The organism is Algoriphagus alkaliphilus, from assembly GCF_900103735.1.
GTDB classification, from domain to species: Bacteria; Bacteroidota; Bacteroidia; order Cytophagales; family Cyclobacteriaceae; genus Algoriphagus; species Algoriphagus alkaliphilus.
This window is the reverse complement of sequence record NZ_FMXE01000013.1, coordinates 104,945-119,824: the sequence shown is the minus strand read 5'-3', so window position 1 is coordinate 119,824 and position 14,880 is coordinate 104,945. Positions and strand designations below refer to the sequence as shown.

Sequence of the window (14,880 nt, the reverse complement as noted above, 5' to 3'; positions counted from 1 at the left end):
TGTCGCTCTTTCGACATGGGTATTTCATCTGTTTATATTTTGTTTTTTAATGGTCAGATGGAATGCCCTGGATAATCATTCCCCTGTGTGAGAAGCTATTCTCATGGGCATTTCATGGTATCATTCACGTACAACCTCCGACGCTTCAGCAAAGGAATGAATGAGGATTCGTATAATGAGCTCTATCAAAACAATTAAATACAGAAAAGCCCGGTCAATTGATCGGGCTTTCCTCTTACTTTTTATGCCGCTCCATCAGCACTTCCATCACCTCATCGAGTTCATAGTTTTTGGCTTCCAGCAAAACCAAATAATGAAAAAGTAAATCCGCTGCTTCCCCAAGGAAAAGTGCTTTGTTGTCGTCTTTAGCTTCTATCACAATTTCCACCGCCTCCTCGCCCACTTTTTGGGCGATTTTATTGATGCCTCTGGCGAAAAGTGAAGCGGTATAGGAAGAGTCATTGGGATTATTCTTTCGGTCTTTAATGATGGATCTAAGCTGATCGATAAATCCGGTTTTAGATGCGTTTTCTTCAAAAAAACAGGTATCTGCACCGGTATGACAAACCGGCCCACGGGGATTGGCTTTAATCAAAATCGAATCCCCATCACAGTCCACCGTTACAGAAACCAATTCCATGAAATTGCCTGAAGTCTCCCCCTTGGTCCAAAGCCGGTTTTTACTTCGGCTGAAAAAAGTCACCATTCCCGATTCTTGGGTTTTTGCCAAAGCTTCTTCATTCATAAAGCCTTGCATCAGGACCTTTCCGCTCAAGGCATCTTGGACGATGGCAGGAACGAGGTGATTCATTTTGTTGAAGTCTATATTCATAATATTCGTTTTAAGACCTGCCAGGTTTTGAAAACCTGGCAGGTCTCTCTCTTTTCCAAACTTTATTTCCTAATACTGATATCTTCTCTAATCAAATATTCTTTCAGTTCCGGGATGGGGATTTCTTTGAAGTGGAAAATACTGGCAGCTAAGGCCGCATCGGCTTTGCCAAAGGTAAACACATCTTTGAAATGCGCCATCGTCCCTGCTCCACCCGAAGCGATTACCGGAATGGACAAAGCTGATGATATCTCCGCTAAAATCTCATTGGCAAACCCAGCTTTCGTTCCGTCATGATCCATAGAAGTCAGCAATATCTCACCGGCACCCCGATCAGCTACTTCCTTGGCCCAAGCTTGAGTCCGCAACAATGTAGCCTTCCTACCACCATGGGTATGCACAAAATCCAGTCCATCCACATTCCGCGTATCGATAGCTACGACGATACATTGGGAACCAAATTCCGCAGCCATTTCATCCACTATTTTGGGATTGTGCACAGCTGCAGAATTGATAGAAATCTTATCCGCACCGGCATTGAGGAGGACTTTCACATCCTCCACGGTGGAGATTCCACCGCCTACAGTAAAAGGAATATTGATCGCTTTAGCCACTTTGGTTACCAGTTCGGCCAAAGTCTTACGCTTATCCACCGTAGCAGTGATATCCAAAAAGACCAGCTCATCCGCCCCTTCATCAGAATAGATTTTTGCCAATTCAACAGGATCACCTGCATCCCGGAGTTGGACAAAATTGACTCCTTTGACTGTGCGTCCGTCTTTGATGTCAAGGCAGGGGATGATTCGTTTTGTTAGCATTTTTCTATTCCGTTATTCACTACTTCGCTATTCAACATTCGGTGTTCGATATTCATTATTGATTGAAAAATTGGAAGATTGAAAGATTGGAAAATTAGAATTTGATGTTGAAAGGTTTGAAAGTGTTAAGGCGGTAAAGTAAAGTTCGGTCTAGATTTTTAGGTCTTGATACTTGCGTCTAATGTCTAGATACTCATTCAAAACTTGCTAATTCCTCCAATGTCACCCTTCCCTCATAGTAGGCCTTGCCGACAATCGTGCCGTAAACACCTATTTTCTCCAGCTCTTCCAGATCCTTCATTGAGGAAACACCTCCACTGGCAATCAACTTTAAGCCAGGGATTTCTTGCAAAATCTCTTGATACAATTCGGTTGAAGGCCCTTGAAGTAAGCCATCCTTCGCTACATCTGTACAGATCACATAGCTGATGCCTTTCTCGAAATAAGCCTTGATAAAAGGAATCAAATCCACCGAAGTAGTTTCCTCCCAGCCTCCGACAGCGATTTTTTTGTTTTTCGCATCAGCGCCAAGAATAATCTTCTCCGCTCCGTACTTGCTGATCCATTCGTTGAAAAGAACAGGATTTTTGACTGCTATACTTCCTCCGGTCACCTGCTTTGCTCCCAATGCAAAAGCTTTTTCAATCTCTTCATCGGACTGTATTCCTCCTCCAAAGTCAACCTGAAGGGAAGTTCCAGCACAGATCCGCTCCAAAACCTCGCCGTTGATGATCTTTTTGGCTTTAGCCCCATCCAAATCTACCAGATGAAGGTGCTGAATTCCTACACCTTCAAAACGCTTGGCCATTTCGAGGGGATTGTCGTGGTATTCTTTTTTGCTGCTGTAGTCGCCCTGACAGAGTCGGACGCACTTGCCTCCGATGAGGTCTATGGCGGGAATTATTTTCATTTTGGGGAGATTAGAAACAAAAAGCAAAAACCGAGATTCGACATTCGATATTCAGCATTCTTCATTCGATATTTTTTTCTTTTCTTATTTTGGTTGTGAGTGAGACACTTACAACGGCGTCAAATGCAAGATTTAAGACACAACACTTGCAGGAATTAAGGTTTGAGGTTCTATTCTATTTGGTCTCGACTCCGATCGACCTGACACAATAAATATTATTTGGTAAGTCAAGGTGCCTGTCACCCTGAGCGTAGTCGAAGGGTATTTTAAATGGAAAGGAAGTTTTCAAGAAGCTTTTCCCCTACCACACTGCTCTTCTCTGGATGTGCCTGGATCGCCCAGAAATTATCCCGATGCAGAATCGCAGTGAAGTCATGAATGTAATGGGTGCTTGAGATCGTGTATTTACTCATTTCCGCATAAAAGCTATGGACATAATACACAAAAGGATTGGCAGGCAGATCAGTTAAGAGCGGGTTTTGAGTCAAATTTTCAAGCTCATTCCAACCCACATGGGGTACTTTGAATTCCTGAGAATTTTCGGGAATAAAGTGCTTCACTTTCACGGGGAAGATCCCCATACATTCTGTATCATTTTCCTCAGAATGCTCGCAGAGCAACTGTAAACCCAGACAAACCCCAAGAAATGGCTGCTTCAACTCTTTGATCAGCTGATCCAGTTTTCTGGCCTTAAGGTAAGACATGGCTGTACTTGCTTCTCCCTGACCGGGAAAGATCACCTTGTCCGCCGAACGGATTTTCTCTGTGTCATCCGTGAGTTCGGCCTCCACCCCCAGTCGCTCCAGCGCATATAGGACCGATTGGACGTTTCCGGAGTTGTATTTGATTACGGCTGTTTTCATTTTTTAAGTATCAAGACTCTAGACACAAGATTCAAGACTTGGTGTCTATTTCTTATGTCTAGCGTCTAAAGTCTATTGTCTAGCATCTTGCGTCTTATTTGCCAACATCTCCTCTAGCACTTCCTCTATCTCAGGCAAAGACTCAAAAAGCTGCTCGTAGCTGTCGATCACCCAATATTTATCCTGAAAGCGATCTTTCCAGTATTCTGTACTCATAATTTGACGGACATCGTAAGGGAAGTGCTTGGGTTCGTCGGAAAGTGAAAACTTTGTTTCCCCGGCAGAACTCAAGATTCCAGCTCCATAGACTTTCAATTTGCCATTTTCACGGATTAGTCCAAACTCAATCGTAAACCAATAAATCCGGCTCAGCAACTGAATCGCCCATGGGTTCTGAATATGCTTCAATGCAATTCCAGAGAGATTTTCGAGAAAATCAACATAATGCTGATTGACCAAAAGCGGCATGTGGGCAAAGGCATCGTGAAACATATCCGGCTCCTCAAGGTAGTCGAGCTGTTCCATTTTGCGAAGCCAAGTGGAAGAAGGAAAACGCTTATTGTTCAGCAAACCGAAAAACAAATCGTCATCAATCAACCCAGGTACTACCTGCACTTTCCAGCCAGTTTGAGTTTCAAGGATCTCATTCAGCTCCTCGAAATTAGCAATTCGATCCGCAGTGAATCTCACTTTTTCCACCCCTTCCAAATAGGCCTGAGAGGCAGCTTTGGGGAGATTCGGCATTTGTCGCTCGAATAGAATCCTCCAAACTTTAAAATCTTCCTCCGTGTAAGCAGCATAATCCTGCTTCAACTCTATTAATCTCGGGTCGGTAAAGACCCAGTCTTTGGGTTTGTCAGTCATTTTATACTTGGGTTTATGGGTACTCTCCAAGGGTTTTTAATCCCTTGGAGAGATGATATTTCTTGCTTTAAACCCTCCAAAGGTTTGGAATCCCTTGGAGGGTTGTCTCAACTTTGAACCCTCCAAGGGACTTGGAGCCCTTGGAGAGTTTACGATTAAACCAAAAAAGGCCTACACCAGCAATGGAATAGGCCTTTTTAATTCTTCAGCAAAAACCAAAGCATTCCTATTCCCTCATTGGAGGAGACGATAAGAATGATGTACGTAGGTTCTTGGTGTTGGATTCATGGTGTGAATTTAAGAAGCTGTTCGTCAATCGACAATTTTATTTTCACAAAAGGTCAAAAGATTTCCCGAAAAAGTATGGACAAAATTTTAGCAAAGTCACTTACTAATTACTTTCCCAAATTTCTTATAAATCAATTCCTGATCCTTGGGAGAAATCAGACCTTGAGGAATCTGAAGCTTTTCCTTTAAGATCCACCTGGAAAGCGTCTTGGCGGAAATCCCAAATTCTTCGGCGATTTCCTGACGGGATTTGGCTTTTTGGGTCATGGGGTATTGAAAAAAGTGGTTTAGCTTTAAAACATTAAAACCAAGTATAACTAACACAACTCTTAACTGCAAAAAATCTCAAAAAAGATTTCCAACCTTATTTTTCCAATCTGAGATCTATCAGGAATTCTTTCAAAGGAAATTTGTCCGTTTTTGTCCGTTTTTGTCCGTTTTTGTCCGTTTTTGTCCGTTTTTGTCCGATTTAATTAAAAATTAAGTCTTCATCTTTGTTTCACATCAAATTAAAAAACTATGAGAAAATTCAAATCATTCTTTGCAAAACTTGGAATTGCTTTGGCAATTCCTGCATTCCTAACTTTTCAGCCTATTGAATCCGAGGCTCAAACTTACAGCTATGGAATAATAGTTGCCCGTCAAAAAGTTCCTGTTCCCGGTGGTCACGTAGTCCAAGATGTTTGCAAACACGGTCCTGGATTTTGTGGACCGACGTCTCCTATACAATAACTTTAATCCTTATAATTAGTCATAATTAAACTTGAATTTTGATTTACCATATAAGGAAATATAATAACTAATTCAACAAAGGAAAGATCTAGTTGATTGTAAAAACCTAAAGGTTTATCGAAAGAAGTTCTGGCTTTAATCGTAAAATCTTTGGGTTTTTATTGAATCCCTCAATTCTGAAAAAATTCAAATTGAAAACATCCATTTATTAATGAAATCATTATTTTTTCACTTGCTGACATCACTCCTTCTTGGTTTTTCTTTAGCATGTTCTTCTGGTCAAAAAGAGCCTATCTCAAGTTTAACAAATTTTACTTCCCCTGTTTCACTTAAGGTAGATTCCTCGATTCCATTCAAGTGGCCAGATAGTCTAGTGGTTGAAAAAATCACTTATTTGAAGCCTCTTGACAATCATATTGTATCATATGTGGATAAGTTTATAGTTTCTCCAAGTGGTGAACATTTTTATGTTTTTGATCGAAATCAAAGTAAAATCTTTGTTTTCGATGATTCAGGAAATCCAAAACAAATTTTTGATCGCATGGGAGACGGCCCTGCCGAATATCTGGAAATACGTGATGTACAAATTGACTTTGAAAATGACATACTTGAGATTTTGGATTATCTGAAGCTAAAAAGATATAAGCTTAGCACTTTTGAATACATCAGCACTGAAGATTTAAGAGATTTGCCGAAAGACAAGAATTTCACCAATTTTTGCCGAATCGGAGACATCTTATATCTCTGGACACCCCTACCACCCAATCAACGTGTTGGTAAGGAAGAACTCGGCACTCATCATTTATTAAGAGTCGAAAATGGAAATACTAATTTTTATGTGGAGAAAAAATTTGGAGTTATTGATGCAAACATCTTTTACCCGGCTGCATCAAAAAATGAATTTAATATTTCGGGAATGCTTGGTTCCACTGATATCCTAGGTTTGACAAAGGATAGTGTGTATACCAAGTTCAGGTTTGACTATGGAGATAAAGAAATTCCTTTATTTGAACTAATGAATTACTGGGAGAGACGACAGGAAATCCTTTCTTCTGAGTTTTATACCCCTCCACAGATTATACGAGAAACAAATAATCACCTATATTTTTGGTTTGGTGAAGGTGCCAGAGCATATAATCTTCTTTACGACAAAAACACTAAATCGGTCATATCCATAGGGCATGTAAAGAAGATAATTGATGACCTCGTACTTATCCTGTCTGATTCTACCTATTTATACGGATATATGCCTTCAGTATACCTAATAGATTATATTGAAAATGGAGGAAGTCTAACGGATACTCGATTTTTCAAAGACTTAGATCCAAACACATTGGAAAAAGACGAAAATCCCATCATCGTCAAGTTCAGGCTCCCCTATCCTGAGAGCGTAAAATAACTTAAAAGTAAAATCGGCTGTATTAAAAGAAACAGCCGATTATTGTTTTTCATATTTTAAAATTATGTGTATTCGGTTAGCTGCACGTACCCAAATAAAGGTAGAATTAAGTTCCAATTGAATGTGCTGTGGACTGTTGACAGTCGTCTGTGGACGTGTATCCGCATACAAAATACCCCAAATCTAGTCCACGTGCATCAGTGCGGATACACATATTTAAAATATTTCAAAAGTTTTCATTCTAGTGAAAAATTCTAAAATCCAAGCAGTCAATTTTGCACTCTGTGCTAACTCCAAAGTTTTACCATTCTTAAAGTACCATTTTAGACCTTTACTATCGATACCAAAGCCAAAAAGTTTGGCCCTGACTCATTTCTGGTGTATTTTTACACCAAATAATATCTTATGGCACGACAAAGTATCTCTCTCACCCCTCCAAATGATGAATGGCTAAAATCTCAGGTGGATAACCAGGAATATTCCAGCAAAAGTGAATTGGTAAATGATCTGATCAGACAAGCCAGAAAACAGCAGGCTGAGATAGATTGGCTAAGAACAAAACTAGAAAAGGCGGAAAACGGTGGGTTTACCTCTGATACCAAAGAACAGATTTTAGCTGAAGCTAAAGCCGCGGTAAATGGCTAACTATAGACTGAGCGAAGAAGCAAAGGAGGATTTGATCCGAATCTATCAATGGGATGAAAAAAAGTTTGGGATGACCCAAGCTGAAACCTATTTCGACAATTTTTTCAATTGCTTTGAGGTAATCGCAGAAAGACCCTTTTCATTCGAATCTATTGATCACATTAAAGCCGGATATAGACGTTGCGTTTGTGGATCAGACAGCATTTACTTTCGAATAAATCAAGAAACCGTTGAAATAATGGCGATTGTCGGGAGACAGGATCTATCGAAAATCTTGTAACCTTTTATTTTCCTGCTTCTGGATGCCGGATCTTGAAAACCAAAAATGCTGCTTTCGGAAAAGCAGCATAACGGAAAGAACCCGTTGTCCTGCTTCTCTAGAAGCAGGACGTTAATCCAAATGCGATTCGATTTTTCACAACAACTCAAAAGATTTCCGCATGGCAAAGCTCTCTCTGATCCAAGCAGCCAGTCTTGCACTTTGTGCAAAATCCAAAGTTTGCTGTCCATCGGAATAAGCTTTCTCCGGAATCTCATGGGATTCATAGATAATTCCGTCTGCACCGGACATCACTCCTGCCAGAGCCATCTGCGGCACATAGGATCGAATACCGATTCCATGAGACGGATCCACAATCACAGGAAGATGTGATTTGGCTTTCAGGATAGGAATAGCATTTAGATCCAGGGTATTTCTGGAAGCACTTTCATAAGTTCGGATCCCTCTTTCGCAAAGGATCAATTTTTCATTTCCTCCGGAAAAAACATACTCCGCTGACTGTAGCAGTTCCTCGATCGTACCGGAAATCCCCCGCTTGATCATTACAGCTTTGTCCACCTTGCCGAGTTCGTCCAGCAGATTGAAATTCTGGGAATTTCGCGCTCCAACCTGATACACATCCACATAAGGATACATTTCCTCGATTTGAGAAGTCTGCATCACTTCGGTCACGATCTTGATCCCGGCGGCCGAGGCGATTTCATGCCAGAGTTTTAGTCCTTCCAGTCCCAATCCGCGGAAGGCATAGGGACTGCTTCGGGGCTTGAACACGCCGCCACGCATCATTTTGATGTCATTTTCCACGCAGTGGGCGACTACTTTCCGGATCTGCTCTTCCGTCTCGATGGAACATGGACCGGTGATGATGGCCATTTCCCCGTCTTTGATAAAGACATTATCGCCGAGATCGACAGAAGTGGGTTTGGCTTTCCACTTTTTGGAAACCAACTTGTACTCATCAGACACAATATGGATGTCCTGAATGCCATCCATCTGGCCGATTTTTCGGATGTCGAATTCATTTTTGCCGATACCGATCAGGTAATCCCCCAATTGGGTTTTGACCTCGGTGGTTTTATAGCCGATCCCATTGACCTGATTGATCAATTTTTCCTTTTGATTGTCGGATATGTCGGGTTGAAGTTGGATAATCATGAGGAAGTACGATTTACGAATTACGATTTACGAGGTTTTTGATAGGGTTTGAGATTGAAGTGCAATTTGAAGGAATCCCCCCTACCCCCTTTGAAAAGGGGGAGTTGGTACCTCGTTAACTTTTTGCCTCTAATCCTCCAATCACTGCTTTACCAATAACCATTCACTGATAACTTATTAACTAATCACTGACTGAATATATTCCTGAATGTCTTCACTCAGGTTTTTGGCGTCTTTTACTTTTTTGATAAAAGCCGATCCAATAATTGCTCCATTACTATAATTGGAAGCGGTGGTGAATGTTTCGGAATCTGATATCCCAAAGCCAATCAGCCTAGGATTCTTTAGGTTCATAGCTTTAACCCGCTCGAAATAGGCGATTTGCTCTTCACTGATGCCTGTTCGCGCTCCGGTAATGCTGTGTGCCGAAACCATGTAGATAAATCCGTTTGAGTTTTGGTCGATTTCCCGGACCCGCTTTTCAGAAGTCTGTGGAGAAATCAGAAAGGTATTGAACAAGCCGTATTCTTCAAAGAGTTCTTTAAACTCATCTTGGTATTGCTGCATCGGCAGGTCGGGTAGGATCAGTCCGTCTACTCCGACCTCTTTGCATTTTTTACAAAAAGCCTCCATCCCGTACTGCATGATCGGGTTTAAATACCCCATCAAAACAACAGGAAGATGGATTTTGGCTCGGAAACCTTTCAATTGATCGAAGAGCTTTTTCAGGCTCATGCCATTTTCCAAGGCGATCAGGTTGCTGTCCTGGATAGTCGGTCCATCCGCAATCGGGTCCGAGTATGGAACTCCGATCTCGATAATATCAGCTCCTCCAGCCTGAATAGCTTCCATGATCGGAACTGTATCCTCTAAATCAGGAAATCCCGCTGTGAAGTAGATCGAGAGAACCCGTTCTTTTTTGGTGTTGAATAAGTATTGTATTCGGTTCATTTTGTTTATTGATAGAACTTGTCCGCCGTGGCGGATTGAAAAATTTGAAAATTGGAAAATTGGGTTGAAAGGTTGGAAAGTGGTAAGGTTGTAAAGTTTTGGATCGCAATTTCAGTTAAGATCATACGTTCGCAGATTACAATTCGACTTTCACCTTTCTTAAATATCCTTTGGTCTAATTTGGAGAGAGATTATCTAAATACTATTGACCGCGTATTTCGTATCTCGTCTTTCGTACCTCCTTCAATATCCTCCCCACTTAATATACGTCTCCAGATCCTTATCTCCCCTTCCGGACAGATTGATCACAATCACATCGTCTTTTCGGTATTCGATCATATTCAAGGCATGAATGGCGTGGGCAGTTTCTATGGCAGGAATGATTCCCTCAGTTCTACTGAGAAAAATTCCAGCTTTCATCGCATCCTCATCCTCCACAGCGACAAATTCGGCACGTCCCACATCGAATAAATGTGCATGTACCGGTCCGATGCCAGGATAATCCAAACCTGCAGAAATGGAATGTGGCTCGACTACCTGACCGTCTTCAGTTTGCATCAGAATGGTCTTGGATCCATGCAAAATCCCGGGGGTACCCAATGCGGTGGTAGCAGCGGATTTTCCTGAAAATACGCCCAGCCCTGCTGCCTCAACAGCAATAAGTCGCACTTCAGGTGTATTATAATAGTGATAGAAAGCTCCCGCAGCATTGGATCCGCCGCCTACGCAGGCGATGACTGCATCCGGGTTTTCCCGTCCTTCTTTTTCCATCAACTGCCACTTGATTTCTTCAGAAATCACAGACTGAAATCTGGCAACCATCTCCGGATAAGGATGGGGCCCTACCACCGATCCGATGATGTAATGCGTATCCACGGGATTGTTGATCCACTGACGCATGGCTTCATTGGTCGCGTCCTTAAGCGTCTGAGATCCGGAAGTAGCCGGAACCACTTTCGCCCCAAGGATTCTCATCCGCTCTACATTTGGCTTTTGCCGTTCGATATCCAACGAACCCATGTAGACAGTACATTCCATTCCCATTAAGGCGCAAACTGTAGCCGTGGCCACACCATGCTGCCCGGCACCGGTTTCGGCGATGATTCGCTTTTTGCCCAGCTTTTTTGCCAAAATGATCTGACCAACGGTATTATTGACTTTGTGAGCACCTGTATGGCAGAGGTCTTCCCGCTTGAGGTAGATTTTAGCACCGAATTCTTCAGAAAGTCTGGTAGCGAAATACAATGGGGTAGGACGACCTACGAAGTCTTTCAAAAGCATCTGAAACTCGGCTTGATATTCCGGAGTAGCTATGATCGATTCCCAATTTTCCCTCAGTTCTTCAATATTGGGATGAAGCATCTCGGGAATATATGCCCCTCCAAACTTTCCGTAAAAGCCCTTTTCATCTACACGTATCATCTGGTGTCAGTTAAATGTTATTAGTTAATGGTTAATAGGGTTCAGAGTCTAGCTCCGAAGTAAATTTGATGACTATAACTGAGTCAGTAGATTTTTGAATCGTACCAAATTTTCAATGTTTTTTAATCCCGGAACGACCTCAAATTTGGAATTCAGGTCTACTCCCTGGAGTTGGGGGATTTGCTGTCGTAAAGCTAAAACTTCGTCTGCGCTTTCTTCATCCAAACCTCCACTGATTAAAAAGCCTTTGTCGAAGGGATAAGTTTCCAAAACTTTCCAATCAAATCGCTTTCCCGAACCTCCATGTACTGCTGTGGCTGTATCAAACAGAAACTTGCTAACAAAGGGAAGATAACTTTTCAGACTTTCCCATTCAATTTCATCCTTAACAGAAATGACTTTCCAAATTTCGCAGTCTGACTTTTCGGCAAGATTTTGAACAAATTCAGGACTTTCATTTCCATGCAATTGGATAGCTTTCAATCCAAAACCAGCCACTTTTTCAAGGATAGTCTTTAGGTCAGAATTGACAAAAACCCCAACTTTATTCATTTTTAATTCAGAAATCTGCACTGCCAAATCATCTGAAACGAAACGAGGGGATTTGGAATAAAAGATCAATCCCATCCAATCCGGCTTTACCTCAGAAATCAGATTTCGGATATTCTCCGGTTCACGCATGCCACAGACCTTGACTTCCATTATGCTTTGCTTAGCACAGCCGCAGCCAAGAGTTTTCGATATTCTTTAATGAAATTGTAAGCTGCCTGTTCTGGCCTTGCTGACTTTATGAAGTTTTCACCGATCAGAAAACCTTCAAATCCAGCTTTTTTCAACTCCATTATCGTATTCGGATCAGAAATTCCACTTTCTGAAATTTTCACAAAATTGGAAGGAATCTTATTGATCAAGTTTAAAGAGGTGTCCAAAGAAACCTCAAAGGTCTTCAAGTTCCTGTTATTGATGCCTACCAAATCGACGTGATCATTCAGACATCTATCCAATTCTTCGCCATCATGTACTTCAAGAAGAACCTCCAATCCGAGGCTCTTTGCGAAAGCTGCAAGAGATTTCAATTTTCCTGGATCCAGAGCAGCGGCAATAAGCAAAATACAATCTGCTCCGATGGACTTTGCTTCGATGATCTGGTATTCATCCACCACAAAATCCTTCCGTAGGATAGGGCAGAAATTGTATTTGCGAACCACTTTTAGGTCCTCATTAGATCCTCCAAAGTACTCTTTGTCCGTTAATATCGACAAGGCAGATGCGCCTGCCTGCATGTAACCAATACTGACTTGCTCTACGGAAGCTGAACCGTTGATCATACCTTTTGATGGTGATTTTCGCTTGAATTCAGCGATTATCCCAGATTTCTCCGGATTGGTCACATACTTTTTCATAGAGACAACTTTCCCTTCGAAATAGATGCTTTGCTCCAATAATTTAATAGGAAGCACACTGCTTTTATCAGCTACTTCCCGGTATTTATCTGCGATGATTTTTTCTAGAATGTTCATAATTAATGATTAAGCTACTGATATGGTGGTTTTAGGATTAACCAACCCGTTGAAAACGCGGAGGGCTTTCCCACTAAGCAAAACTTCTTCCGCAAGCGCTACTGCATCGGGAAAGTTCAACCCTTCTTTGGCAGTCACCAAAGCAGCAGCGGCATTTGCAGTCACCACAGCGTTCTGACTTTTGGTACCTTCACCCTTCAGCACTCGTTCGAAGATTTTGGCCGATTCTTGAACGGTATCTCCTCCGGCAATGCTTTCAGCAGTAATCTTGGAAAGGCCCAAATTTTCAGGATTTAGGAGTTTTTCACCTTGGTTGGAAATCATTTTAAAGGGACCGGTGAGTGATATTTCATCGTAGCCATCCAAGGCGTGAAGAATGGAAAATCTCCCTTCCATTTCCTGATAGAGGTATCCATACAAGCGGGCAAGTTCAAGACTAAATACACCTACTAATTGTTTTTGGGGAAAGCTCGGATTTACCATCGGGCCTAGCATATTGAAAAATGTCTTTACTCCCAATTCTTTCCGAATGGGAGCCACATTTTTCATGGCCGGATGGAAAAGTGGTGCATGAAGGAAGCAAAGTCCTGCTTCGTCCAAGGATCGACGGATTTCGCTGATGTCATTGGTAAACTCATAGCCGAAATAGGAAAGCAAATTGGAAGAGCCACAGATCGAGGAAACTCCGGTATTTCCGTGTTTTGCCACATTTTGCCCGGCTCCTGCAACGATAAACGATGCCAGCGTAGATATATTAAAGGTGTCTTTACCGTCTCCTCCGGTGCCGCAGAGATCCATGGCGTCATATTCTGCAATCTCTACAGGAATACAAAGCTCCAACATGGCCTCGCGAAAGCCGCGCAACTCCTCTACCGTGATGCTACGCATCAGGTAAACAGTCATAAAAGCCGCAATCTGACTGGAATTATAGGATCCAGTAGCCAGGTTTTTCAACACCTCTCGGGCTTGATCTTGAGAAAGCGTTTTGTGCTCTATCAATTGATTTAGAATATCTTTCATTTCTGGGGAAGTGGGTGATTAATGGGGCTAGTAGACTCAGGATTCTAACCAGTTTTTCATGATTTGTACACCATTTTCGGTTAAAATACTTTCGGGATGAAACTGAACGCCTCTAACATTATACCATTTATGACGAACAGCCATAATTTGTTGATCAGGAGTACGGGCAATCACTTCTAGATCAGGCGAAAGGGTGGATTCGTCGATGACCCAGGAATGATATCTTCCAATACTAAATGTATCGGGGATTTGGTCGAAAAGCAAGTCCTTTTGAACGGTGACCTTAGAGGCAACGCCATGAAGGACTTCTGAGAGATTGATCAAGCTTCCGCCAAATGCTTCTCCAATGGCTTGATGACCTAAGCAAACTCCTAATATGGACTTCGTTGAACCATATTTCTTTAATAATTCAGGCATGATTCCAGCTTCGGAAGGAATCCCTGGTCCTGGGGAAAGGATGATTTTGTCGTATTTATCGACATCCTCCAAACTGATTTTGTCATTTCGGAAAACATCCATCTGCGCTCCATATCCCAACTGACGTACGATGTACACGAGGTTGTAAGTAAAGGAGTCGTAATTATCTAGGACGAGGATTTTCATTTTGTTGAATTGTAAAATTGAAATATTTGAAAATTGAAAGATTGGAGAGAGTTAATCACCCTTCTTCTTTCTGTCTTCAAACTCACTTAAGTACTTAACAAAACCCTTTAATTCACTGGAAAAGTCAACTAAATCCAGATAGTTTTCTTGGTATATTTCTTCATCTATTTTTCCCGCCGAGAGCAAAAGAAAATGTTGACTTCTCAGTTCTCCGGCAGATCCTTTGGCTATTTCCAAATAGCGAATGAATTGGCGGTTTCTGTTGTATTCAAATCCCTCTGCTATATTATTTGAGATCGAAATTGCCGAGCCAACCAATTGATCTTTGGCTCTGTAATCTTTTGCCAGTTTTTCAGAATCAACAAGGCCGTAGATCCTTACTCCAATCCTTATCGCATGCTGCCAAACTGGCAAATCCTCAAACCGCTCGTACTTTGCCATAAAATTTCAATTCTTAATTGTTCAATTCTTTGTAGTTCAATAATTCAAACCTAAGGGTTCACAGAGACACTAATGTTTAGAAATTTAGATTTAAGAAACATGAGCTAGATTTAATGGTATCCCTCTGTGTCTCCAAT

General features: G+C 41.7%; 18 protein-coding genes. 4 read left to right on the top strand and 14 right to left on the bottom strand.

Features of this window, described 5'->3' with window-relative positions:
- Positions 1 to 235 precede the first annotated feature (235 nt).
- From hisIE to BLQ81_RS22270, 6 genes are all read right to left on the bottom strand, one after another.
- Positions 236 to 832: a bifunctional phosphoribosyl-AMP cyclohydrolase/phosphoribosyl-ATP diphosphatase HisIE gene (hisIE, locus tag BLQ81_RS11015; protein WP_092730009.1), complete on the bottom strand. Its 597-nt coding sequence runs from the start codon at positions 830 to 832 to the stop codon at positions 236 to 238.
- Positions 833 to 894: 62 nt separating this feature from the next.
- Positions 895 to 1,650: an imidazole glycerol phosphate synthase subunit HisF gene (gene hisF / locus BLQ81_RS11010; protein WP_092730008.1), complete on the bottom strand. Its 756-nt coding sequence runs from the start codon at positions 1,648 to 1,650 to the stop codon at positions 895 to 897.
- 193 nt (positions 1,651 to 1,843) lie between these two features.
- Positions 1,844 to 2,560: a 1-(5-phosphoribosyl)-5-[(5-phosphoribosylamino)methylideneamino]imidazole-4-carboxamide isomerase gene (hisA, locus tag BLQ81_RS11005; protein ID WP_092730007.1), complete on the bottom strand. Its 717-nt coding sequence runs from the start codon at positions 2,558 to 2,560 to the stop codon at positions 1,844 to 1,846.
- A 266-nt stretch (positions 2,561 to 2,826) separates the two neighbouring features.
- On the bottom strand, positions 2,827 to 3,423 hold the full coding sequence (gene hisH, locus BLQ81_RS11000; protein WP_092730006.1) for an imidazole glycerol phosphate synthase subunit HisH: 597 nt from the start codon (positions 3,421 to 3,423) through the stop codon (positions 2,827 to 2,829).
- A gap of 72 nt (positions 3,424 to 3,495) precedes the next feature.
- Complete coding sequence (locus BLQ81_RS10995) at positions 3,496 to 4,287, bottom strand: phenylalanine 4-monooxygenase (protein ID WP_092730005.1); 792 nt, start codon at positions 4,285 to 4,287, stop codon at positions 3,496 to 3,498.
- 384 nt (positions 4,288 to 4,671) lie between these two features.
- Positions 4,672 to 4,842, bottom strand: a complete 171-nt coding sequence (locus BLQ81_RS22270) for a hypothetical protein (protein ID WP_175454216.1) — start codon at positions 4,840 to 4,842, stop codon at positions 4,672 to 4,674.
- 252 nt (positions 4,843 to 5,094) lie between these two features.
- On the opposite strand from BLQ81_RS22270, the gene BLQ81_RS10985 reads away from it, so the two are divergent.
- The 4 genes from BLQ81_RS10985 (at position 5,095) to BLQ81_RS10970 (ending at position 7,631) form a co-directional block, all read left to right on the top strand.
- A complete protein-coding gene (locus BLQ81_RS10985) occupies positions 5,095 to 5,307 on the top strand; it encodes a hypothetical protein (RefSeq protein WP_092730003.1) in 213 nt (70 codons plus the stop codon).
- Positions 5,308 to 5,539: 232 nt separating this feature from the next.
- Positions 5,540 to 6,706 carry a 6-bladed beta-propeller gene (locus BLQ81_RS10980; RefSeq protein ID WP_175454215.1) on the top strand — a complete coding sequence of 389 codons (1,167 nt, stop codon included), beginning with the start codon at positions 5,540 to 5,542 and terminating at the stop codon, positions 6,704 to 6,706.
- Positions 6,707 to 7,111: 405 nt separating this feature from the next.
- Complete coding sequence (locus BLQ81_RS10975) at positions 7,112 to 7,351, top strand: ribbon-helix-helix domain-containing protein (protein WP_092730001.1); 240 nt, start codon at positions 7,112 to 7,114, stop codon at positions 7,349 to 7,351.
- Complete coding sequence (locus BLQ81_RS10970) at positions 7,344 to 7,631, top strand: type II toxin-antitoxin system RelE/ParE family toxin (protein ID WP_092730000.1); 288 nt, start codon at positions 7,344 to 7,346, stop codon at positions 7,629 to 7,631. The genes BLQ81_RS10975 and BLQ81_RS10970 overlap by 8 nt, the downstream gene beginning before the upstream one ends.
- 135 nt (positions 7,632 to 7,766) lie before the next feature.
- On the opposite strand, the gene aroF is transcribed toward BLQ81_RS10970, so the two are convergent.
- The 8 genes from aroF to BLQ81_RS10930 all read right to left on the bottom strand — a co-directional run bounded on the left by aroF (position 7,767) and on the right by BLQ81_RS10930 (position 14,743).
- Positions 7,767 to 8,786 carry a 3-deoxy-7-phosphoheptulonate synthase gene (aroF, locus tag BLQ81_RS10965; protein WP_092729999.1) on the bottom strand — a complete coding sequence of 340 codons (1,020 nt, stop codon included), beginning with the start codon at positions 8,784 to 8,786 and terminating at the stop codon, positions 7,767 to 7,769.
- Positions 8,787 to 8,963: 177 nt separating this feature from the next.
- On the bottom strand, positions 8,964 to 9,737 hold the full coding sequence (gene trpA, locus BLQ81_RS10960; RefSeq protein ID WP_092729998.1) for a tryptophan synthase subunit alpha: 774 nt from the start codon (positions 9,735 to 9,737) through the stop codon (positions 8,964 to 8,966).
- A 243-nt stretch (positions 9,738 to 9,980) separates the two neighbouring features.
- Complete coding sequence (gene trpB / locus BLQ81_RS10955) at positions 9,981 to 11,159, bottom strand: tryptophan synthase subunit beta (protein ID WP_092729997.1); 1,179 nt, start codon at positions 11,157 to 11,159, stop codon at positions 9,981 to 9,983.
- Positions 11,160 to 11,231: 72 nt separating this feature from the next.
- Positions 11,232 to 11,861, bottom strand: a complete 630-nt coding sequence (locus BLQ81_RS10950; protein ID WP_092729996.1) for a phosphoribosylanthranilate isomerase — start codon at positions 11,859 to 11,861, stop codon at positions 11,232 to 11,234.
- Entirely contained in the window at positions 11,861 to 12,679 is an 819-nt protein-coding gene (gene trpC, locus BLQ81_RS10945) for an indole-3-glycerol phosphate synthase TrpC (RefSeq protein ID WP_092729995.1), read from the bottom strand. Before trpC ends, BLQ81_RS10950 begins: the two co-directional genes overlap by 1 nt.
- A gap of 9 nt (positions 12,680 to 12,688) precedes the next feature.
- Positions 12,689 to 13,699 (bottom strand): anthranilate phosphoribosyltransferase, encoded by a 1,011-nt coding sequence (trpD, locus tag BLQ81_RS10940; RefSeq protein WP_092729994.1) that lies wholly within the window; start codon positions 13,697 to 13,699, stop codon positions 12,689 to 12,691.
- Between the two features lie 36 nt (positions 13,700 to 13,735).
- Positions 13,736 to 14,302 (bottom strand): anthranilate synthase component II, encoded by a 567-nt coding sequence (locus BLQ81_RS10935; protein WP_092729993.1) that lies wholly within the window; start codon positions 14,300 to 14,302, stop codon positions 13,736 to 13,738.
- Positions 14,303 to 14,353: 51 nt separating this feature from the next.
- Positions 14,354 to 14,743, bottom strand: a complete 390-nt coding sequence (locus tag BLQ81_RS10930) for a four helix bundle protein (RefSeq protein WP_092729992.1) — start codon at positions 14,741 to 14,743, stop codon at positions 14,354 to 14,356.
- Positions 14,744 to 14,880: the final 137 nt, after the last annotated feature.